We start from the raw sequence: 23724 nt of genomic DNA on the forward strand, positions 1-23724 counted from the left end.
TTTTTTTAATTTTAGGCAAGATGAGAACCGTGGCTCGAACCGTTTTCCATTTATAATAATATTACAATTTAAAACTTATATCCAACAGATAAGCCTACTATTCGATCTCGGCTATCAAGGGCTTTACTCGTTTTGTTAACCGAGTGATTATATCGAAGATCTATCGTAAAGCGATTGATGTCCGTTCCGATGTTCACAACGCCATCAAAAGTGAATGTATTGAAATTTGTGTTATCTGTAGCATCAATCTTTTTTAAGTTATAGTTTACTTGAGGACCTACGGAAGCTCGTAAATTCATTTGCGCTGTTTCTATGATTTTATAGCCTAGTTGGATCGGTAAATTCAATTGATAGAAAGTCGGCTTGTAGTTTCGTTGTTGAAATGTATATTTCGACTTAAAGGTAGAAAAGGTTAATTCTCCTTGCAGATATAGTTTTTCAGAAGTTCGAGCGAAAACTCCCGCTTGTATCCCAAACTTCGATTCAGAATCACTGACCGCTTTATTGCCAAAGCTTGGCATATTGTATAAAGCTCCTGCCCTCAAACCGTATGTAATGTCTTGGGCATATGCTGTTAACTGAAAGCCAAGACATAAAACGAAAATCGTTAATACGTGCTGTGCTTGTTTTTGCATTTTTTGCGTTTTTTTCATTTTGTGATTACGTTTAAGATTAAATATTGTTTATTCTTTTAGGTATATGACAGTTTATTCTGGATATACCCTTACTGTAAAATAAAAATAAATTGTCGTTGTCTATTTTTGTTCCAAAAGAATGGAGAATGTGGATGAAAAAACAAAAAGAGAAAATCTTTCAAGGGTGAAAACCGAATTGATTGTCTTTATAGATAGTTAGGGCATTTAGAATATAAATATGCTGTTAGATAAAGAAAAAAAATTTGAAGAAGTATTCAGGGCTCATTTTGGAGAGCTGCATCGATATGCTTTTAAAATATTGGGGAATACCGAGACGGCGGAAGAAACTGTTCAACAAGTTTTTTTGAAACTGTGGGAAAAAGACTGGCAACGAATTATCCATACATCTGTTCGATCCTATCTGTACCGTGCGGTATATAACGAGAGTGTAAATCTCATTAAGCGAGAACAACGAAAGGTTCGATATGAAATAGATCTGCAACATGCTGGGGCTAATCACACCTATGCAGAACAAAGTGATACTGAATTGCGACGACAATTGCATGTCGCCCTGGCTAGATTACCAGAAAAGAGCCGGATGGTATTTGAGATGAGTAGGTTTCAGGAATTGAAATATCATGAAATAGCAGACGCGCTGACATTGTCACTAAAAACTGTGGAAGGGCATATGACCAGAGCGTTGAAACACTTGCGACATCATCTCGCAGATTATTTAAATCTATTGACTTTAATCATCATGACAGGATTATGAAAGAATTGATAATAAAATATATTGTTGGAGAAGCCAACAATCAAGAGCGTCTTTTGGTGGAAGCGTGGGTTGCTGAGCAAAGCGACAATAAAAAGGAATTGGAGGAAATGAAAAAAGTATGGGACATTGGGGGCGAATTTAATGAGGTTCCTGAAATAAACATTGATAAGGCATGGTCTGATTTCGTTCGGATGCGTGGCAAGGGGAAGCGATATAGCCTGAATTGGATGCACATAGCTGCGTCGTTGGTACTGTTGGGGGCATTTGCTTTTTGGGGACTCCGATCTTTTCTAAGCGTAGAAACACAACTAGCAACAGATCTACAGGTACAACACATTGGATTGCCGGACGGGAGTACGGTGCATCTAAATACACACGCAGAAATGGTGTATCGAAAGCAATGGCTTGAGAAAGACCGAAAGGTTCGGCTACTGAAAGGAGAAGTCTTTTTTGACGTAAAAAAAGACATACATCATCCTTTTGTCATCGAAAGCGGTAAAAGTAAAATCACAGTGTTAGGGACAAGTTTTCAGGTTCGGCGAGATGGAATGGATACAGAAGTTATTGTTGCGAGTGGTGCTGTAAAAGTTGGCTACAGGGGGCAGGAAGTTGTTTTAAAGCCTAATCAGATGATTGTTGTCTCGGATACCTCTGATCGGGAAGCCCGCATAGACACCGTTCCGGATCAGCTTTATCGGTATTATGTTCATCAGGAATTTACATTCGAAAATACGCCCTTGCCACGAGTTTTTGAAATTTTAGGGAAGGCCTATCAAAAAAAGTTTCTTATCGAAGACCCAAGAATCAAGGCTTTAACCTATACGGCAACGTTCGAGCAGCAGGATCTGAACGAAATCATTGACGTGATTCTTAAAACGTTCAGCTTAAAAATAAGTAAAAAAGATGAGGCCTATTACATTAATTAAACAGTTTATGTCAAAATACGCTGACGTTATCAAACATTTGAAAATTATCCTATATATTATTCGGAAATCGAAGCTTTTCCTGGTTAGCGCGGTGATCGTTGTTTTTAACTATTTACCAGTCTTTGCTCAAAATAGACTTTCAAACAATATACAGCTGCCGAAATTTGAGGGAGCAAGTATGAGAGATGTTTTTGAGATCTTAAAAAAAGATCAAGCGGTATTGTTTTCCTATGATAGCAAACTACTCGATTTAGATAAAGAAGTTTTTGTAGGCTCTTATCAAGGGACGTTGATCGATTATTTGGAAAAGTTGCTTGGCAAGCAATACAGTTTTAACGAGACCAATTCGCATATTATTATAAGGTATGCTCCGCAACAGATGAATTTAAGTACCGTCGATTTGGATACGACCAAAAATAATCGGACGAGAATTTCTGGCTATGTTAAAGATATTCGAACGGATATACCGGTTAGTTTTGCGACTGTATACGACAGAACGACATATCAAGCAGCTACGCTTACGAATAAACGTGGATATTTTGAGCTAGATGTTAAGCATCCAGAAGCTACTTTTACAATTGCCTTGAGTAAAGAAAACTACCGCGATACGATGCTCGTCTTATTGCTCCCGGTAGAGGTGTCGCTCTCCGGGAAGGAGAGGAAAACTGGGTATTATTATGCGTCTGATTCTAGTAAAATGATTTCAAATACCGCCTTTGGTAGATTCTTTACGAGTTCCAGACAACGAATACAAAACCTTAATTTAGGAGGATTCTTTGTGTACAGCCCTTTTCAAGTTTCGATGACTCCTGGTTTGAGTACGCACGGGCTTTTCAACTCGCAGGTAGTTAATAAGTTTTCGCTAAACATCATTGGAGGATATACAGCGGGAGTGAATGGGACGGAAATTGCTGGTGCTTTTAATGTCAACCAGTTTGATATGCACGGCCTCCAATTTGCCGGTTTATTCAATGTGGTTGGAGGCGACGTTAAAGGATTCCAGGCGGCGGGAATCAGCAATGTTGGTTTGAATAAATTGGCCGGTGCACAATTTGCAGGCGGGTGGAATAGCGCGGATACGGCTCTGTCGGGAATACAATTAACAGGGGGTATCAATAAGGTTAATTATGCTCCAAAGAACCTGCAGTTTGCCGGCGTGATGAATTTAGCTAAGGATGAGATCGGAAGCCAATTGGCGGGAGGAATTAATGTGGCCAAGAAGGTGCACGGTGTGCAGTTTGCTGTTGTTAACGTTGCTGACAGTAGCGATTATCCTATCGGCGTGTTTAATTGGATTAGAAATGGCTCCCGTCAATTGTCAGTAGGCATCGACGAAAGTCGGTTCACGAATTTAAATTTTAAAAGTGGTGGACGGGTGTTATATAGTGTCTTGGGAATAGGAGCCTATCTAAGTTATCATGACGTTAAATACGGTATTGAGGCGGGTATTGGAGCGCATCTGTTGCGAAGAACAACGTTTACCTTGTCTACAGAACTGGTTCATCGCACACATTTTGATAAGGATTTTAAATACATTGATCCTAACCGAAGTTCTCTACGTCTTGTACCGGCGATCAATTTAAGCCGGCATCTTCAGGTATATGCGGCACCTTCGCTAACCTATGCGGAGGCAGTCAATCCTATGCAGGAAGCTAGGGGTCGGGTATGGAGGTTTTGGGGAGCCGACCAGAGAAGAAATACCTTTCACGGTGGGGGAACAATTGGTTTGACGTATATTTTCTAACGTTATAGAAACGCACAAAGATTAGATCAACAAAAAGAGAGCGCATATATGCGCTCTCTTTTTGTTGTCCCACCTGGATTCGAACCAAGACTAAATGAACCAAAATCACTTGTACTACCCTTATACTATGGGACAAACTTTTGTCGAAACCGGGTTTGTTTCCGTTTTGACGATGCAAATATACAGCAGTTTTTAAAACTTACAAAAAAAAATAGCTAAAATCCTATATCCAGACTGATTCTCAGTGAAATATTTTTTTACGAGAAGTAGAAAGTATGAGCTTTTAATTGTAGTGTTTGTAACAAACTTCGTTAAAATGTGCAAATAATATTTAATAGTCGGTTAGTATTCCTTATTTTCGGAGCGTATTTTAGAATAACCTTATCTAGTATAGAATGGATTACAAGAAGATCAACAACCTTTTGGGATGGATATGTGGAATCATCGCGACGGTAATATATATCATGACGGTCGAACGTACGGTGAGCTGGTGGGATTGTGGTGAATTTATTGCCTCGGCTTTTAAAATGCAGATTGTGCACCAACCGGGCGCCCCTCTGTTTTTGATGATACAAAATCTATTTTCCAATTTAGCGATGGGGGATACCTCCCGGATTGCATTTTGGATGAATATAGGATCTGTTGTCTGTAGTGGTTTGACAATTCTCTTTCTGTTTTGGACAATTACCGCCTTGGCGCGTAAAGTATTTGTCGGCACATCGGACCATGCCGAATTAAGTTCTCCGCAACTATTTGTCGTTATGGCTTCTGGAGTGGTAGGGGCACTAGCATATGCTTTCACGGATACGTTTTGGTTTTCTGCTGTGGAATCGGAGGTATATGCGATGTCTTCCCTTTGCACGGCCGTCGTATTTTGGGCTATATTGAAATGGGAAGCGCGGGCGGATGAACCGCAAGCAGATAAATGGCTTGTACTGATAGCGTATGTGATGGGGTTGTCCATTGGCGTGCATTTGCTGAACTTATTGGTTATCCCTGCAATCGCTTTGGTTATTTATTTCCGGAAAACAAAACAAAGTACCAGTGCTGGAATTTTAAAAGCGTTGGCGCTAGGAGTCGTTGTGTTGGCCTTTATCCTTTGGGGGGTCATCCAATATTCTGTTAAAATTGCGGCCTATTTTGATTTGTTCTTCGTGAATACGCTGGGCTTAGGTTTTGGTTCGGGTCTCGCTTTCTTTATCCTATTACTCGTTGGCGGATTGACCTATGGTATTTATTATTCTGTCAAAAAGAAGAAGTATATCTTGAATATTGCCATGATCAGTACGGCTTTTATTATTTTGGGGTACAGTTCTTTTGCGATGATTATGATTCGTGCAAAAGCTAACCCTACTTTAAATAATAGTGATCCCGATAATGCGTTTTCATTTCTCAGTTATTTGAACAGGGAACAATACGGCGATGAGCCCCTCTTTAAAGGTAAGTTCTTCGACGCCCGGCTTACGAGTGTAGAAGATGGAAAGAAAGTGTATCGCAAGGATGGTAATAAATATGTGGTCGCTAAGCGTAATCCGGCCTATGGTTATGATAGAGAAACTATATTTCCCCGAATTTACAGTGATAAAGGTGGACATCCAGAATATTATCGAGAATATTTGGGATTGGGACCGAATGAGGCACCGACATTTGCAGACAACTTAAAGTTCTTCTTTGGTTATCAGATTGGGCATATGTACGGTCGCTACTTTCTATGGAATTTTGCTGGACGCCAAAATGACCAGCAAGGACATGGTTCCTTTACGGAGGGAAATTGGATAAGTGGTGTCAAACCTATTGATAATATGTTGGTTGGTGGACAAGATGCGCTACCCACTTCGGCGAAAACAGACCCGTCTCGGAATACGTATTTTTTTCTACCACTTATTCTAGGGTTACTTGGAGCTTTTTGGCACTTTGGTAAACGACAGCGTGATGCTGGTGTAGTCGGGTTATTGTTTTTCTTTACGGGTATTGCTATCGTATTATATCTGAACCAAAACCCATTACAGCCGCGGGAGCGAGACTATGCTTATGCCGGTTCTTTTTATGCATTCAGTATTTGGATTGGTCTGGGTGTTTTGGCGATTGCAGATTTCCTTCGAAAGAAAACGAATATAAAGGTTGCGGGGTATGCGGCAGCAGTTGTAGGTGTATTGGCGGGTCCTGTTATTCTTATTGCGCAGAATTATAATGATCACAATCGTTCCGAGAAATCTTTAGCGAGAGATATGGCTCGAAATTATCTGGAATCTTGCGCGCCTAATGCGATTTTGTTTAGCTATGGGGATAACGATACCTATCCGCTGTGGTATGTGCAAGAGGTGGAAGGTTTCCGTACCGACGTTCGCGTTGTCAATTTGAGTCTACTTAGTGCGGATTGGTATATGAAACAGATGATGAAGAAAGTCAATGACGCTGACGCATTGCCCATTAATATTGACCCTGAACTGATTAAAGATGGTGTGCGTGATGTAATTTATTACCAAGATTATAATGTGCCGGGCTATATTCCTGTTCAAGATCTTCTGAAGGTGATGTTGTCAGATAATCAGCAGAATAAAGCGCAATTACAGAGCGGTGAGTTCGTTAACGTGTTGCCAACTAAAAAAATGGAGTTGACTGTGGATAAAAAGGCTGTTTTGGTAAATAAAGTTGTTCCTAAAGAATGGGAATCTGCTATTGTGGATACCATGCGCTGGACATACAGTCAAAACTATGTGAGCCGCGCGGAACTTTCGATGTTGGCAATTTTGGCTAATAATAATTGGAAACGTCCTATCTATTATACGATTACTACACCGGAAACAAACTACATGGGATTGGATAGGTATTTAATAAACGAAGGTTTTGCCTATCGCCTGATGCCGGTCGACTTCGGATTACAAGAAGGAGATCCATCCACGATCGAGAACACCGAACAGATATACGATAACGTAATGAATAAATTTTCGTGGGGCAATATTGGAAATGCGTCGTATATAGATCCTGATTCCTATCGCTATATCAGTATGTATGTGGGATCGATATATGGTCAATCTGCACAGCAACTGTTGTCGGGAGGGGAAACGGACAAAGCGAAGAAATTGGTGTTGGATGCGTATGAAAATATGCCAAAAAAGGCATTTCTTATGTCGGAGGTAATGGGTTATGTTCCTCTACTGGGGGCTATGTATGAAGTAGGTGAAGCTGATAAGGCAAATGAGATTACACAGCGAAACTTAACCTTTATTCGCGAAAACATGGCGTATTACGAGAGGGTAGGACAAACAAAATCTAACTTGGAATATCAGAATATGCGTTTTGGGCTAGCATCGATTCAACGATACAAACACATGTTAGATGAGATCGACCAACCGGAGTTGAAAAAACAAATAAACGAGTTATTCCAGACGTACAGACATTATTTTGAACAAGCTGGCGAATAAAAAAAGGAAAAGCACAAAAAATACATTATTTTTGCTTAAATATTCCCATGATGAAACAATCCATTTTATTAGAAGGAGCTAAATTTCAAATAACGATCAAGCGTCTATGCCAGCAACTGATTGAGGATCATGGCGATTTTTCCAATGCGGTGCTTATTGGGATTCAACCCCGCGGCACTTACTTGGCGAAACGTATTCAAAATGAACTGGAAAAAATGACGGGGGCAGAGATCCAACTCGGTATTCTAGATATTACTTTTTACCGCGATGACTTTCGAATGAAGGGTGCTAATCCGTTGATCGCAAACAGTACAGATATCGATTTTATGGTCGATGACAAAGACGTTATTTTGATCGATGATGTACTCTGGACAGGACGAACCATTCGTTCCGCAATGGATGCGATTCAAGCTTTTGGCAGGCCGGGTAAAATGGAACTCATGGTGCTCGTCGATCGTCGTTTTTCTCGTCAAATACCTATCCAGCCTGACTATATTGGCATACAGGTGGATTCTATTGATTCGCAAAAAGTGATTGTGAGCTGGCAGGATATCGACGAGACAGATAGCATTGTGCTGATTACGGAAAAGAAATAACGCGAGAGAAAATTTTGATAACATGTCAACTACAATAGAGCAGCTAAGTACAAGACATCTTCTGGGAATAAAGGATTTGAATGAAAATGATATTCAACTTATTCTGGATACGGCAGCAAATTTTAAAGAAGTATTAAATCGTCCGATAAAGAAAGTTCCGTCTCTACGGGATATTACGATTGCAAATGTGTTTTTCGAAAATTCTACGCGTACGCGTTTATCTTTCGAATTAGCAGAAAAACGCCTCTCCGCTGATACTATCAATTTTGCAGCTTCTTCTTCCTCTGTTAGTAAAGGTGAAACATTGATTGATACGGTTAATAATATTTTGGCCATGAAAGTTGATATGATTGTCATGCGCCATCCGTATGCGGGAGCTGGCGTTTTCCTGCGTAAACATGTCGATGCACAGATCGTCAATGCCGGAGACGGTGCGCATGAACACCCTACGCAGGCTTTACTCGATTCCTTTTCTATTCGTGAGCGCTTGGGTGATGTCGCGGGGCGAAAAGTAACGATCATTGGCGATATACTACACTCCCGTGTTGCACTGTCGAACATCCTTTGCTTGCAAAAACAGGGAGCGGAGGTCATGGTATGTGGGCCGACGACCCTGATTCCAAAATATATCAGTTCCCTCGGTGTTAAAGTGGAGCACAATTTACGCAGGGCGTTACAGTGGTGTGATGTGGCTAATATGTTGCGTATACAGCTTGAGCGGCAAGATATAGGTTATTTTCCTTCCTTACGGGAATATTCTATGCTCTATGGGCTTAATAAAGAGATTCTAGATTCTTTGGATAAACAGATTACGATTATGCATCCCGGTCCGATCAATAGGGGGGTAGAGATCACATCAGATGTGGCGGACAGTGAACATTCCATCATTCTGGAACAGGTTGAAAACGGTGTGGCGGTGCGTATGGCAGTGCTTTATTTGCTTGCTGGACAACGGGGGTGATCGACGGATGTTCGGTCCTGTGGCGTTAAAAAAAATGAAATATGCCCAGCTTTTAAAAGTTGGGCATATTTTTTGGGTAAAAAGTTCGTTATAAAGACATGGTTACCAACAGATGTTAAGAACTTTTGAGGAAAACGTGAAAGTTTAGTTATAATTTAGTATCCTGAAGAATTGAGCCTTGAGGTGAGGCGTTTTCATGTTTAATGCGAAGATTTAGTTGTTGAATAATTCATCAGTATGAATAAGAAAATTTATGGTGTAGGAGTGGCATTGAGTTTAATGGGGGCCACTGCGTTTGGGCAACAAACGGCCTGGCAACAGATAAACAATGCGTACAAATCCGGAATGGAGTTGTTTGAAAGAGGGAAATTTAGCTCTGCAGCAAAGCAGTTTGATCGAGTCGAAGACATCCGGACTAAATCTACCTTGCAACTGGACGAGACGGAGGAGCTCACCCTAATCAAAGAAAATGTTCGCTTTTATCAAGCTATCTGTGCACTGGAGTTAGGCGATACCAATGCCGAATCCCGTTTCTTGAAATATATTAAAGACTATCCAGCCAGTGCCAATTCGAAAGCGGCGTATTTTCAGATAGGTCGATCATATTATGCGAAGAAAGACTATGTTAAAGCCATAGAATGGTTTGAAAAAATTGACAGTAAGAACCTTGCAGGTGCCGAGAACGTAGAGTACCGTTTTAAACTTGCTTATGCGAAGTTTATGACGGATGATTACGAGACTTCCAAACCACTATTTGAACGGTTGAAAGATGAAAGTGGTCAGTATCAGGAAGCATCGATCTATTACTACGCCTATTTGAGCTATTTGGATGCTGAATATAAAACGGCATTAAATGAATTCGAAAGGCTAGAGGGATCGAAGGCCTATGAAAACAGCTATCCTTATTATATCACTGCGCTTTACTTTTTAGATAAGCGCTATGATGATGTTTTAAATTATGCTTTGCCCATCTTGGATCGTACGAAGCAAGAGAATGAAACAGAGCTTTTCCGGATCGTCGCGGCAACTTATTTTATAAAAGGGGATTTAGAAAAGTCAAAAAGCTATTACGATAAATTTCAGGCCCAGGATCAAGGAAAAACACAAAACAATCAAGATAGCTACCAGATCGGTTACATTGCTTATAGACTGAAGGATTATGACAAAGCCATCAGCGAATTAGAGAAGCTGAGTGAGCCAGATGCCTATTATCAGAGTGCGATGATTACATTGGGGGATGCCTTTTTGAAAACTGGAAATAAGCAAAGTGCACGTAATGCTTTTTTTAGAGCTTCAAAATTGGATTTCGATCCGGAGCTTAAAGAAGAGGGGCTTTTTAATTACGCGAAGCTATCGTACGAGTTGGAGTTTCATCAAGTAGCCTTGGACGCAACGCAAGAATATTTAGATACATACCCACGTTCCGCGCGTTTGGAAGAAGCAAAAACTTTATTGGCAGAAGTATTGTTGAGTACAAAAAACTACCGTGCTGCGGTCGATATTTTGGAAAGTATCGGAAAGCGTGGCCAGGAGGCTAATGCCGCTTACCAAAAAGTAACCTATTATCGTGGATTGGAGTTCTATAATGAACGCGCTTTTGAAAATGCCATCTCCATGTTCATGCGTTCTGAAGCCCACCAATATGATCAAGAGATATATGCTTTGGCGTTGTACTGGAAAGCGGAAGCCATGTATGAAGTACGTAAGTATGGCGAATCTGTAGCTAATTTTAACAAATTCATGCAATTGCCTGCAGCGCGTAAAACGGATGTATACAGTTATGCCAATTATGCGCTAGCCTATGCAGCATTCCGTAACGATCGTTATAATACCGCCGCGAATTACTTTGAACGCTTTTTGGCAACAGGTGGCAAAGAGGGAATAGAGTTGAATACACGCAACGACGCCATTGCCCGTTTAGCAGATTCTTATTTCGGTATGAAAAACTACGGTCGGGCGATGGAATATTATAATCGGCTGATTAACTCGAATGCGGCGAGCCAGGATTACGCATTGTTCCAAAGAGGAATTATACAAGGATTACAAGGGGATAACAATGCGAAAATTGCCACATTAAATTCCGTTGTAACGAAGTATCCAAAATCAAATTATGCGGATGATGTAGCCTTTGAAATTCCCTATACGCATTTCTTAATGGGTGACCATGATCGTGCAATTGATGGCTTACAACAGATGGTAGAAGATTACCCTCGTAGTAGCTATGTGCCTCGAGCATTGGTTACGATTGGATTGGTTCAATATAATAAAAATGAAAATGAAGCTGCGTTAGCGACATTCCAGCGCGTCGTAGATCAGTATGCGATAACAGATGAGGCGCAGCAAGCCATGCGTTCCATTGAGAATATCTACTTAGATAAAGGCGATGCAACTGGATATATCCGCTATGCCACGAGTACCAATATTGGTGACTTGAGCACGGCCGAACAGGATAGCCACACCTTTAGCGTGGCAAAAACATTATTTGATAGAGGTAATTATCAAGGGGCGGTCGAGGCAATAAATGCCTATTTTGATAAATTTCCAAAACCTATTCAAGAGAAACACGCACGCTTTATCCGCGGGGAAAGTTATGCGCGGTTAGGTAAAGACAGCGAAGCTCTTCACGATTTTAATATTATCATGAACGATTGGACTAGTGCTTATACCGAACAAACTTTAGTTAGCGTTGCCAAATTACACCTAAATAAAAAGGCGTACAATGAGGCTGTACAGGTATTGCGAAAGCTAGAGTTGACCTCCGAATATAAGTCAAATTATGGTTTTGCGATCAAAAACCAATTGATCGCTTACTATAATTTAGGAGATTATGTGCAGACAGAAACCTACGCAAAATTGGTGAAAGAACACGATAAATCTTCCGAAGAAGATATTGCACTTGCTCATCTTTATTCGGGTAAAGCATATGTGGCTACTAATAAATCGGCGGAAGCATTGAAAGAATTTAATCTCGCAGCATTGAAGAGCAATACCATTACGGGAGCAGAAGCGAGATATCTCGTAGCGGACCAACAATTGAAAGCGAAGCAATACGATAAAGCGATTGAGTCCGCATTCGATATTTCCAATACCTTTTCTTCGTATGACTATTGGGTGGCTAAAGGATTTATTCTAATGGCTGATGCTTATGCTGGTAAAGGCGATACCTTCCAAGCGAAGTCAACATTAGAAAGTGTAATCGACAATTATGATAATGAAGAGGACGATGTACTAAAAGATGCTCAGTCTCGTTTACAAAAATTGAAATAAGTAAGAATAGGAAGAATGATGAAGCATAAAAAAGTATTTAAGAATTACGCTATCATGGCGTTATTACTTGGTATAGGTGTGGAGGGGTATGCACAACAGCGGGATACTGTTCCGGACAGACCGGTGACAGTCGATTCATTTGATATTGTCCGTGATTATAGGCCTATTCTAGCAGATGCGGTTAAGATTCGTCGTAGCCCCGATATGACAAATAAGCGTAGCTACATGCCGAAATTATCTTATGGAAATATACCCGACAAAAAGCTGGATATCAACACGGGATTGAAAGAATTAAATGTGCAGGAAACACCTTTTTCTCAGGCACAGGATTTGCGAAGTAATTACGTGAAGTTTGGCTTAGGAAATTTCAACACCATATTGGGTGAAGGTTATTTCTCTTATGATGAATATGAAGATATGCAGGTGGGCGGTTTCCTAAAGCACCTAAGTCAAAAAGGAAGCCTAGAAGGGCAGAAATTTTCCCGTCAGGAAGTAGGTGTATTCGGCAGACGAATTCTACCTTTATTTACGGTCGATGGTTTAATCGGCTATAATCGCTATGCGACCAATTTTTATGGAATACCACTGGCGGATGATGGTATGTCGTCTCTAAACCCATCGCCAGAGAGTCAGGCATTCAACGATATTTATTTTACGGGCGAGCTAACAAGTAACTATGACCCGAATGATGACCAAGCCATAACCTATTCCGCAAAGTTGGACGCCTATTCGTTTAGTGATAAATTTGATGCGAAGGAAACATCATTCGCATTATCTGCTTATCTAAATAAGCGGGTGAACGCTTTTAATGTTGGAGCAAATGTAAGCGTCGATATAAATAGTGTTGACGGCACGAACAATATCTCTAGTGGAGGAAGAACAAAGAATTCGCTAGCAACTTTAAACCCGTATATCCGTTTTAAAGGAGATAATTATGCGATTACGTTAGGCGCGAACTTTATTCCTGAGTTTGGAGATAGTACTAGTTTCAATATTTTCCCGTCGGCTGAAGTGGATTTTGCATTAGCGCCAGAATACTTCCATATTTTCGGTGGGGTAAATGGAGGAGTAAAAAAAGCTTCTTATCGGGAATTTGCCAGACAAAATCCGTTTTTAGGTAGTCACCTTGCTATTCAGAATATGGTGGAGCGTTTACACATTTTCGGGGGGATTAAAGGAAACGCAGGAGCAACATTCGGTTACAAAGTAAAAGCCATTTACCGACAATTAGAAGGAATGCCTTTGTTCGTTAACAATACAGGAACGCCTTTTCAGTTTGATATCCTTTATGATGGAAATGGCGATAAAGCGGTAAAACATGTTGGCGTAGAGGGAGAGATTAATGTGCGTCTTTCCAAATTAGTGAATTTGGGAGGTCGTTTAAATATCGATGAGTATACCTCTGCACAGCAAGAGGAGGTCTGGCATACACCAAAAATACGGCTGGCAGCCAATGCACGCTTTAATATTTCTGAAAAATTGTATATAGACGCAGAGGCGTTATTCCACGGTGTATCTTATGGAAAAGCTTTTGATTATAGTTATGACGCTTCTTCAGGTGCTTATATCCCAACAGGCGACTACTATAGAAAAGAAGTACCTTCGTTTTTCGATTTGAGTGCGGGAGCCGAATATAAAGCGACGAAGCAGTTGGGGTTATTTGTGAAAGCAAATAATATTTTCAATACAGAATATCAAACATATTTATATTATCCGAAGCTCGGATTTAACGTACTCGGTGGTTTAAATTTTTCATTTTAAGCGCAGAACATATAACTTTGTGAGTTAATAGAAAATAGGATGAATTTAGGTAGGAACGTTTATAACCTGTTAAAGAGGCAACCCGAAGTATACGTAGAGGGGTTGGGTTCTTTCAGGCGGAACCATACGCCGGCAACGTATGACGAGAAGCGAAATGTCTATCTTCCACCTATAACATATATTGATTTTGAACAGACAAGCCGACAAGGATATGATTTTATTCAATATATACAGCAGTTAGAGCTTATAGACCGAAAGGAAGCCGAGGAAGCGGTAGCATTACAAGTTATCGATTTGCTACGTCATGTGCGAGAGGAGGGCCAAGCGAAGTTAGATGATTTAGGTCATTTGGTAAGCTATGGAGATAGCTATGTTTTCAAAGCATTGGATCTGTCCGGCTTTCATTATGAACCTGTCGAAGCGATAGCCGGACAACCGCAACCCACCGAAGAGGATACCCCTGAATTGGATGAAAAGAGCCCTGTAATGGAAGATGTTGCCAACATTGGTGAAGAACCGACGGAGGGCGCGCAATCAATACCGGAAATAGAGCAACCCGTCGCAGCTGATATTGTGGAATCGGTTGTTGCTGATGAAGAGGCGGTCAGCCCACGGAGCAATACAATATGGTATGCAGTTATCGTCGTGATTGCGTTAGGAATCATGGTTGCGTTGTATTTAGCAAACCGACATCAATCGAGCGTACCGGAAACACAAGTGTTAGCTATCGATTCAAATTTGCACAAACGAGATACGACGGCGCTTTCGTTGGCAGGAGATTCAACACAGGTCATCGACTCACTGGCACAAAATAATATAGATAGCGCCGAAATAAAAACAAAAATGAAGGAACTGTTGGTTCCCGAACACCACACTTGGCAGATTGTGATAGGTTCACATAAAACGTTGGCACAGGCTTATGAACAAGCAGAATCCTACAATAAAGCTGGATTCCCGAAGGTAAGGGTCATTCCGAGCAACCTAGCAAAGAATCGGAAGAAAGTAATCTGGGATTCGTACGGAACAAAACAAGAAGTGGACTCTGCCCTGAAATATGTGCAAAGGCATCACATCAAGGACGCCTGGCCGGATAAGATTAAATAGAAAGTAAACAAACTCATAACAAATATTATAAAAAGACGATGTCATTTATGCAAGAGATGGATTCTTTGAACACAGTTCAACAGCAGACTATAGAGTTAGCGACGACCGAAGAGAGCCTGAATATGATTCAGATGTTGATGAAAGGCGGATGGATCATGATTCCCATCACATTTCTTTTGTTTCTCGCATTGGTTATCTTTTTTGAGCGATATATCACGATCAGGAAGGCGACAAAATCGGATACCGGTCTAATGTCACAGGTGAAGAGTAATGTAATGTCTGGTCGCTTGGACGCGGCAGTTGCCGTATGTCGTTCCAACAATTCGGCATTGGGACGGATGCTCCAAAAAGGATTGTCTCGTGTAGGAAGGCCGATTAAAGATATTGAAGCTGCTATAGAAAATGCAGGTAAACTGGAGGTGTCTAAATTGGAGAAAAATATCAATATTTTAGGTATTGTGGCGGGTATCGCACCGATGATGGGTTTTGTTGGAACCATTTTTGGGGTTATTCAGATTTTTCGTGAGGTAGAAATGGCTGGAGGTATCGATATCGGTACGGTTTCGGGCGGTCTATATGTGAAGATGATTGCCTCGGCTAGTGGTTTAACGGTGGGTATCTTGGCTTATATCGGTTATCACGCATTGAACATGATGGTGGAGAGACTAATTCTGCGGATGGAAACAGATGCCGTAGAGTTTATCGATTTATTGGACGAGCCGGGTGTATAAAATTTTTTAAAATGAATTTAAGGAATAGACGACATAAGCCTGCAGCAGAGGTACACACTGCAGCACTGAACGATATCATGTTTTTCTTGATGTTGTTTTTCCTATTGGCTTCTGCAGTTGCGAACCCACAGGTGGTCAAGTTACTTTTACCAAAATCAAGCGCGGGAGAACAATCGGTGGCAAAAAAGACCATGACGGTTTCCATCACATCGGATTTGACTTATCATGTTGATAAGCAACCGGTGAGTTTAGAACAATTGGAACCGCTTATTCAGTCGAATATAGCGACAGGTGAGGAATTAACGATTATGTTATACGCAGATAGTGCAGTGCCTATTCAGAACGTCATCGCGGTGATGGACATAGCCAATAGGAATGGTGTCAGGATGGTTCTAGCAACAGAGCCGAAGAGAGAGTAGAATTAAACGTTTGGAAAATAGCATGGTCAAAAGCTAAACAAAAAAGATATGTATTACCACACACAAGAGGAAAATAATATGCCTAAGGCGCTGGGGCTTTCGACTGCGGTGATGGGTTTATTCGTGTTGATTGGTTTTTTTATCGTATTTGGAGGAGATATACCGCGTTATGGCATGGGCGGAATTATTGTAAATTATGGTACTGCAGAGGAGGGAATGGGAGACGATTACATGAGCGTTGACGAACCGTCTATGAATGAAAACGCCAATAATGTACAACCCGATAAAGTAGATCCAAATACGACTCCTGTGCCGACACCATCACAACAAGTGACGGATAAAGTGGTCGCAACACAGGATATGGATGATGCGCCTGCTGTGCCTAAGCAGGAAAAACCGATACAGGCAAACGCAGATATCGCTACGCCGGAAAAGAAAGAATCGAAACCTGCGGTTAATCCAAATGCTTTATACAAAGGCAAGCAAAATAATACTACAGGTAAAGGTGATGGAACTGGCACGACTGCTGGAAATCAGGGTAGTAACTTAGGAGATCCGTTGGCTAGTAATTATGGTGATGGCGGCTCGGGAGATGGGAATATGATGTTGGACATTAAAAACCGAAACTGGGCAGTACCACCTAAATTTGACGATCGCGGACAACGTCCCGGACGGGTGGTGGTGCTGTTTACGGTGAATAAAGAAGGAAGAATTACTTCTGCCAGAGCCGGTCGTTCTGGGACGACCTTATCCGAGCCAGGACTCTGGGAGAAAATTGAACGTGCAGTTATGTCGGCGCGTTTGAATCAGTTGCAGAACGCACCGGAATCCCAACAAGGAACCATTGTTTTCAACTTCAAGTCTAGGTAACTTACATGGTAAAAACATATGATGAGGTAATTGGGTATCTATTCGCTCGGTTACCCATGTTTACCCGTGATGGTGCCAGCGCGATAAAAAAAGATACCGACAATACGATGCGTCTTTGTCAGGCACTGGGTAACCCGCAAAACAAATTTAGATCTATTCATATCGCCGGCACCAACGGAAAGGGCTCCACATCTCATATGTTAGCTTCTATTCTGGCTTCTGCCGGATATAAAACAGGATTATACACCTCACCACATCTCGTCGATTTTAGAGAACGTATCCGTATAAACGGAGTAATGATTCCACAAGGAAAAGTCACCAATTTTGTTAATAGACATCGTTCTTTAATAGAAGAGACTCAACCGTCTTTTTTTGAGGTAACGGTAGCTATGGCGTTTGATTATTTTGCGTCAGAAAATGTAGATGTTGCCGTTGTAGAAGTAGGGCTAGGTGGGCGATTAGACAGTACCAATATTTTAGTTCCTGAATTATGTGTGATCACTAATATTGGTATGGACCACATCGATTTGCTCGGCAGCACGCTAGCGGAGATAGCGAGCGAAAAGGCGGGTATCATCAAACCGCATGTGCCAGTCGTTTTATCGGAACGAGATGAATCAATTGCTTACGTCTTTCAGCAGAAAGCCCGAAAAATGAATGCTCCCCTTCGTTTTGCTTCAACAGAATTAGCCGTGCAGGCTTGCGAACCTAGCGGTATTGGCCTAACGTTAAATATCGTAGATAACATACACCATATAGCGAACGAGATCTACGTTGGATTAGCGGGATATTATCAACAAAAAAATATCTTGGGAGTATTGACGGCTGTGGATGAATTGAGAAAACTTGGGTGGGAGATTGGAGAAGAGCAATTACGGTATGGTCTCGCTTATGTAGAAGGGAATACAGGCTTACAAGGAAGATGGCAAACACTATCTGTAGATCCCCTTATTATCTGCGATACGGGACATAATGAAGATGGTATACGGGAGGTTGTGGCGAACATCCAAGCAACAGCACATCATAATTTACATGTTGTTATTGGAGCTATGCGGGATAAAGATTTAAGCCACATGCTTCCTCAACTCCCGAAGGAGGCCGTTTATTATTTCTGTAGCCCGGATATGCCACGAGCCTTGCCTGCCATGGAATTGAAAGAGGAAGCGGACAAATACGAATTAAAGGGCCAAGCATACTCTTCTATCGCTAACGCCCTTACTTCGGCAAAGCGAGCTTATGCAGACGGAGATCTAATCTTTGTCGGAGGTAGCAATTTTGTGGTGGCCGATGTACTAAAAGAATATAAATAACCGTTTTTATTCGTTGTCTGTATTCATCGTAGACGAATCATTTTGTCGCGGGATACGCGAACGTTTGTAATCTCGCACAATACCCTTACCGTACTCATTGCTATAAACCTTAACCAATACGCCAATGGAAGAAAGGATCAATGGGCCAAAGATAAGTCCGAGCATACCGAAGAGGTTTAAGCCTAATAATACACCAAATACCGTAATCATCGGGGGAACGTTTCCAATGGTTTTTAAAATGGTAAAACGTAGGATGTTATCTATCCCACCTACTAAAAAGAAACAGTATAGCGTTAGACCAATAGCATTCCCTAAAGAACCTGTAGCAAAGGCGATGAGGCAGATAGGTACATAAATCGTCATGGTTCCCAAAATAGGAATAATGGATGCGATTCCTGTTAATAATCCAAGCAAGATATAACTTTCGACCCCGAAAATCCAATATCCTATCATCGCAACTATACCTTGAAAAAATCCAAGTATAGGGATTCCAAGCGCATTGGAACGGACCATCATGTTCACTTCATCCCATATCTCCTGTTTACTCGTACGGCTGAATGGGAGAGCGCGATATATGGTGATTTCCATTTTCTTTGCATGCACCTGCATAAAATAAAGGACAAAGAGGGTTACGATAATGTTAACGGCTACCTCTGCAACGGAATTTAAGATATTAGGCACGTAACGTGTCAAGTTTTGCAAAAAAGCTAATAATGCCGCGTCTGACATGTCGATATCCCTTAAGAGAGGTTTATCAGCCATATATTCCTTTAGCATGTTAAATTTCTCAATGATCTCATCGCGGTTGCCTAGAAAACTGTTGAGCTGTGCTATCAGATAATCGATAAGCGCCCACAGGGGCAATACGATAAAAACAACAGAAAGCACGATAAAGAAGATACTGGTCAATGATTTTTTCCAGTGACGAACATCTGTAAGATGGAAATAAGACTTACGAAACAGGATATAAAGCGTAATGGCTCCCAAAAAGCCAGGTAAATAGTATAATAGATTACTGAAAACGAGAATCAATATCAAGACAATGATAATGATCAGCATAATCTGATTGATGGAATTGTTGTTAATTTGTTTGTATTTCATGTTTCGACGTTATACTGTCACAAAATACATAATTAGCCCCATTTTTCATTTATTTTTTTTGATGGCTAATGCCAAGCTCGGTCATTTACATCTTGCTTTTCAAATCTAATATCTCTTCAATTTTGGGTTGAATGATTTTTACCATGCGTTCGAAACCAACATCTGTTGGGTGTGTCCCATCTATGGTGCCCTCATAATCGTCGCCGATTAGATGATCAGCAGGCAGGTAAAACAGGTTTTTATAGCCTGCTGCTAGCAATCGTTCATATTCTGTTCTGAAGTTTACGTTTTGCTTATGCCGTTTTTTCTTCCATTCTAGGTTATAATTTCCGATCTGCCTTATAATACTCTCCATCATTAAGATAGGTGTGTTCGGATGTCTTTTTCTGAGTTCTTTTACGAACGCAAAAGTACGTTCTGTAACCTGCTCGGGCGAGCAATTGGGAACACAGTCCATGACGATAAGATCCACACCTTCGATGTCATTTATCATTTGGGCGACGGACAGTTCCATTCGCGCATTACCACTGACGCCCATATTGATGACGTCGGCATGCATGCTGCGAGAGATTTTTGCCGGGTAGGCCAAACCTGGACGGCTTGCTGAGGCTCCATGTACGATACTGGAGCCATAAATGACTATTTTTTTGTCAAATTGTTGTATCGTAGGAGAAAACGAGGCATCTTCATCAATACGTAGTTGGAAGGAACGAAGTTCTTTATAAAGAGGGAAATAAAGAAGAAATTCTTTTTCGGTCTTCTCCATATTTTCGACGATAGTATAGCTACTCTCTGCTTTTTTCAATTGGGGACGTGCAACACCAGCGAAACGCCAGCCATCAGGTTCTTTCACATAGGCATCAAAGCCACGAGACATAATAGGAGTCGAGTTATTACCCAATGCGGCATCAGCCGTTTCCCAGTCAATGGAAAGTTTAGCACTATTTGTGCGGAAGGTAATAAATAGCCCCGCAGCATGTGCATATAACTTCTTCACCGCAGGGGGGATATTGTGGTATTTTATGGTGTCTACCCGGTGAAAACCAGGGACTTCAGAAAACGCCCGACCTTGCACAGTAAGAATAGATGATGGGATAACTTGTTGAGCCCGTATGCCGGTAAGACTACTCAGTAACACAATAATCACCAAGAGATATTTTTTTTGCATATATTATCGATTAGGTTTTCCAAACATAAATAAAATGTTTTGTATTTTCAAATTCATTGTTGTACCTTTGCAGACCTTATTGTAGGGATTACAGTAGGAAAGAACATTTTTATTAATATTTATTTAATCGAAAGCAAGTGAATACGTTAAGTTACAAAACTGTCTCTGCCAACAAAAACACCGTTAACAAGGAGTGGATTGTTGTTGACGCTGAAGGAGAGATTTTGGGGCGCTTAGCAAGCCAGATTGCGAAAGTAATTCGTGGTAAGCATAAGCCGGAGTTCACCCCACACGTAGACTGTGGAGATAACGTGATCGTTATCAATGCAGACAAAGTAAAGTTGACTGGGAACAAATTAAGCGACAAGGTGTATACCCGTTACACAGGCTACCCAGGTGGTCAGCGCTTTACCTCTCCAAAAGAAATCTTGGCTAAGCATCCGGAACGTCTTATTGAGAAGGCAGTTCGTGGTATGTTGCCTAAAAATCGTTTAGGTCGTCAATTATTTGGAAACCTTTATGTTTATGCAGGTACAGAGCACAAGCATGAGGCGCAGAAACCAAAACCAGTTAAATTTTAAGGAGAGCAAATATGTCAACAACAAATACTTCAGGAAGAAGAAAGACAGCCGTTGCCCGCATTTATTTATCTGCTGGTAGTGGAAACATTATCGTAAACGGTAAAGATTATAAAGAGTATTTTCCAACATTGCCATTGCAATATATTGTTACTCAGTCTGTTGAGGTAGCAGGTGTTGCTGGAAATTTTGATGTAAAAGTTAACGTGAATGGTGGTGGCGTTAAGGGCCAAGCTGAAGCGGTACGTTTAGCTATAGCGAAAGCTCTAGTAGAACTTGACCCAGAGGTAAAACCAGCGTTGCGTGCTAAAGGTTTGATGACACGTGATGACCGTATGGTTGAGCGTAAGAAACCAGGGCGTCGCAAAGCACGTAGAAGGTTCCAATTCAGTAAACGTTAATCAAAGGAGGATCAAAAAATGGCAAGAACAACATATCAAGAACTATTGGATGCAGGTGTTCACTTTGGTCACCTTACTCGTAAGTGGGATCCGAAAATGGCTAAGTACATTTTCATGGAACGCAACGGTATCCACATCATCGACTTGAACAAAACTTTAACGAAATTAGAGGAAGCTGCTTCAGCTATCAAACAAATCGTTAAATCAGGTCGTAAAGTGCTATTTGTAGCAACAAAAAAACAAGCAAAAGAAATCATCTCTGAGCAAGCGAAAGCAGTAAATATGCCGTTCGTAACAGAAAGATGGTTGGGGGGTATGCTTACTAACTTTGCAACAGTGCGTAAGTCTATCAAGAAAATGTCTAACATTGACAAAATGCAAAAAGACGGTACATATGCGGTATTGTCTAAAAAAGAGAAGCTCATGATTCAACGCGAGCGTGTGAAATTGGAGAGTCTTTTAGGAGGTATCGCTGATTTGAATCGTTTGCCTGCTGCTTTGTTTGTCATCGATGTAAAAAAAGAACATATAGCGATTTCAGAAGCAATCAAGTTGAATATTCCTACTTTTGCAATGGTGGATACCAACTCGGATCCTTCTAATATCGACTTCCCTATTCCTGCAAATGATGATGCTACAAAATCAATTAGCTTAATCGCAAGCATTATAGGAAAGGCTATTCAAGAAGGTTTGGATGAACGCAAACGCGATAAGGAAGAAGAGGCTGAAAAAGAAGCGGTAGCTGCTAAGGCTGCGGTAGATAACGGTGAAGCTGAAGAAGCTAACACTGGAAAGCGTCCTCGTAAAGCAAAAGACGGAGAATAATATTCCTCTCCGTGTGGAAGCCGGATGAACAAGTGTTAGTCTTTATGGAGCATTGCTTCGCGGAGTCTACATAAGTTCGTCCGGTTTTTTTATTATTTAACAAAAGTTTAATGCCTGCGTTACATATACATATTATACTTGTCAGGCTGTCGAATTGTAAAAATTATTAAAGAAATAAAACATGTCAGTAAAAATTTCTGCATCAGATGTAAACAAATTGCGTCAACAAACGGGCGCTGGTATGATGGATTGTAAAAAAGCATTAGTAGAATCAAATGGTGATTTCGAAGCTGCTATCGATTATTTGCGTAAAAAAGGTGCTAAAGTTGCTGCTAGCCGTCAAGATCGTGATTCTAACGAGGGTGTGGTTATCGCTAAGGCCACTGCTGATGGAAAATCAGGTATCGTAGTGGAGGTGAACTGTGAGACAGACTTCGTAGCAAAAAATGCAGACTTCGTAGCCTTCGCAGAAAAAATCGCTGACATCGCTTTGCAAAATAACCCTGCTTCCGTTGAGGAATTGAAAGCTTTAGAGCTGGATGGTAAAAAAATTGGCGACGCTTTAATCGAGCAAACTGGTGTGATCGGTGAAAAAATCGATGTTTCTAAGTACGAAACTGTTTCTGCAGAGAAAGTGGTAGCCTATATCCACGGAAATTATCGTTTAGGTGTATTGGTTGGCCTTTCTGCTAATGTAGCAGGGATTGATGAAGCTGGTAAAGATGTGGCTATGCAAATTGCTGCAATGAACCCTGTTGCAATCGATAAGGATGGTGTAGATCAAGAGATCGTTGATCGTGAAATCGCTATTGCGAAAGAACAAATTATCGCAGAAGGTAAGCCTGCTGAAATGGCGGAGAAAATTGCACAAGGTAAATTGAACAAATTCTTCAAAGATACGACGTTATTAAACCAAGAGTTCGTGAAAGACTCTTCTAAAAATATTGCTCAATTCTTAGATTCCGTTTCTAAAGGTTTGACGGTCAATGCATTTAAGCGCGTTCAATTAGGGGCATAGTTCCTGTTCGTGGCAAAAATAAAGCCTGTCTGATCGTTCGGACAGGCTTTATTTTTGCCTGAAAAATTAAAATTTAACCTATTTTAAGATACAATCACTAAACTTTTACTTT

Annotated in this window: 20 protein-coding genes; 17 read left to right on the forward strand and 3 right to left on the reverse strand. The window is 40.9% G+C overall.

What is annotated here, in order from left to right; translation table 11 throughout:
- Positions 1 to 68: 68 nt before the first annotated feature.
- A complete protein-coding gene (locus tag H8B17_RS05235; protein WP_190308071.1) occupies positions 69 to 635 on the reverse strand; it encodes a porin family protein in 567 nt (188 codons plus the stop codon).
- A gap of 238 nt (positions 636 to 873) precedes the next feature.
- Between H8B17_RS05235 and H8B17_RS05240 the strand changes: the two genes are divergently transcribed.
- From H8B17_RS05240 to H8B17_RS05300, 13 genes are all read left to right on the forward strand, one after another.
- A complete protein-coding gene (locus H8B17_RS05240; protein ID WP_190308072.1) occupies positions 874 to 1407 on the forward strand; it encodes an RNA polymerase sigma-70 factor in 534 nt (177 codons plus the stop codon).
- Entirely contained in the window at positions 1404 to 2333 is a 930-nt protein-coding gene (locus H8B17_RS05245; protein WP_190308073.1) for a FecR family protein, read from the forward strand. Before H8B17_RS05240 ends, H8B17_RS05245 begins: the two co-directional genes overlap by 4 nt.
- 7 nt (positions 2334 to 2340) lie before the next feature.
- On the forward strand, positions 2341 to 4077 hold the full coding sequence (locus H8B17_RS05250; protein ID WP_190308074.1) for a peptidase associated/transthyretin-like domain-containing protein: 1737 nt from the start codon (positions 2341 to 2343) through the stop codon (positions 4075 to 4077).
- A 395-nt stretch (positions 4078 to 4472) separates the two neighbouring features.
- Entirely contained in the window at positions 4473 to 7502 is a 3030-nt protein-coding gene (locus H8B17_RS05255) for a glycosyltransferase family 117 protein (RefSeq protein ID WP_190308075.1), read from the forward strand.
- A gap of 50 nt (positions 7503 to 7552) precedes the next feature.
- Positions 7553 to 8098, forward strand: coding sequence for a bifunctional pyr operon transcriptional regulator/uracil phosphoribosyltransferase PyrR (gene pyrR, locus H8B17_RS05260; RefSeq protein ID WP_190308364.1), 546 nt, complete (start codon positions 7553 to 7555; stop codon positions 8096 to 8098).
- 22 nt (positions 8099 to 8120) lie between these two features.
- Positions 8121 to 9059 carry an aspartate carbamoyltransferase catalytic subunit gene (locus tag H8B17_RS05265; RefSeq protein WP_190308076.1) on the forward strand — a complete coding sequence of 313 codons (939 nt, stop codon included), beginning with the start codon at positions 8121 to 8123 and terminating at the stop codon, positions 9057 to 9059.
- Positions 9060 to 9296: 237 nt separating this feature from the next.
- Complete coding sequence (locus H8B17_RS05270; RefSeq protein WP_190308077.1) at positions 9297 to 12326, forward strand: tetratricopeptide repeat protein; 3030 nt, start codon at positions 9297 to 9299, stop codon at positions 12324 to 12326.
- A gap of 15 nt (positions 12327 to 12341) precedes the next feature.
- Positions 12342 to 14087, forward strand: coding sequence for a porin family protein (locus tag H8B17_RS05275; RefSeq protein ID WP_190308078.1), 1746 nt, complete (start codon positions 12342 to 12344; stop codon positions 14085 to 14087).
- Positions 14088 to 14126: 39 nt separating this feature from the next.
- The gene (locus H8B17_RS05280) at positions 14127 to 15191 is read left to right on the forward strand and encodes an HU domain-containing protein (protein WP_190308079.1); all 1065 of its coding nucleotides are present in this window, start codon (positions 14127 to 14129) and stop codon (positions 15189 to 15191) included.
- A 38-nt stretch (positions 15192 to 15229) separates the two neighbouring features.
- Positions 15230 to 15922, forward strand: a complete 693-nt coding sequence (locus H8B17_RS05285; RefSeq protein WP_190308080.1) for a MotA/TolQ/ExbB proton channel family protein — start codon at positions 15230 to 15232, stop codon at positions 15920 to 15922.
- An 11-nt stretch (positions 15923 to 15933) separates the two neighbouring features.
- Complete coding sequence (locus H8B17_RS05290; RefSeq protein WP_190308081.1) at positions 15934 to 16341, forward strand: ExbD/TolR family protein; 408 nt, start codon at positions 15934 to 15936, stop codon at positions 16339 to 16341.
- 48 nt (positions 16342 to 16389) lie between these two features.
- Positions 16390 to 17211, forward strand: a complete 822-nt coding sequence (locus H8B17_RS05295) for an energy transducer TonB (RefSeq protein WP_190308082.1) — start codon at positions 16390 to 16392, stop codon at positions 17209 to 17211.
- 5 nt (positions 17212 to 17216) lie between these two features.
- Positions 17217 to 18521 (forward strand): bifunctional folylpolyglutamate synthase/dihydrofolate synthase, encoded by a 1305-nt coding sequence (locus H8B17_RS05300; RefSeq protein WP_223816372.1) that lies wholly within the window; start codon positions 17217 to 17219, stop codon positions 18519 to 18521.
- Between the two features lie 6 nt (positions 18522 to 18527).
- On the opposite strand, the gene H8B17_RS05305 is transcribed toward H8B17_RS05300, so the two are convergent.
- Together H8B17_RS05305 and H8B17_RS05310 are read right to left on the reverse strand one after the other, a co-directional pair.
- Complete coding sequence (locus tag H8B17_RS05305) at positions 18528 to 19622, reverse strand: AI-2E family transporter (protein WP_190308083.1); 1095 nt, start codon at positions 19620 to 19622, stop codon at positions 18528 to 18530.
- An 85-nt stretch (positions 19623 to 19707) separates the two neighbouring features.
- Positions 19708 to 20790, reverse strand: coding sequence for an SGNH/GDSL hydrolase family protein (locus H8B17_RS05310; RefSeq protein ID WP_190308084.1), 1083 nt, complete (start codon positions 20788 to 20790; stop codon positions 19708 to 19710).
- 137 nt (positions 20791 to 20927) lie between these two features.
- Here H8B17_RS05310 and rplM point away from each other — a divergent pair, with 137 nt between their 5' ends.
- The 4 genes from rplM to tsf all read left to right on the forward strand — a co-directional run bounded on the left by rplM (position 20928) and on the right by tsf (position 23612).
- On the forward strand, positions 20928 to 21371 hold the full coding sequence (gene rplM / locus H8B17_RS05315; protein WP_190308085.1) for a 50S ribosomal protein L13: 444 nt from the start codon (positions 20928 to 20930) through the stop codon (positions 21369 to 21371).
- 11 nt (positions 21372 to 21382) lie between these two features.
- Positions 21383 to 21769, forward strand: a complete 387-nt coding sequence (gene rpsI, locus H8B17_RS05320; RefSeq protein WP_190308086.1) for a 30S ribosomal protein S9 — start codon at positions 21383 to 21385, stop codon at positions 21767 to 21769.
- Positions 21770 to 21787: 18 nt separating this feature from the next.
- A complete protein-coding gene (gene rpsB, locus H8B17_RS05325; protein WP_190308087.1) occupies positions 21788 to 22594 on the forward strand; it encodes a 30S ribosomal protein S2 in 807 nt (268 codons plus the stop codon).
- 181 nt (positions 22595 to 22775) lie between these two features.
- A complete protein-coding gene (tsf, locus tag H8B17_RS05330) occupies positions 22776 to 23612 on the forward strand; it encodes a translation elongation factor Ts (protein ID WP_190308088.1) in 837 nt (278 codons plus the stop codon).
- Positions 23613 to 23724 lie beyond the last annotated feature (112 nt).

The organism is Sphingobacterium arenae (assembly GCF_014692505.1).
Lineage (GTDB): Bacteria > Bacteroidota > Bacteroidia > Sphingobacteriales > Sphingobacteriaceae > Sphingobacterium > Sphingobacterium arenae.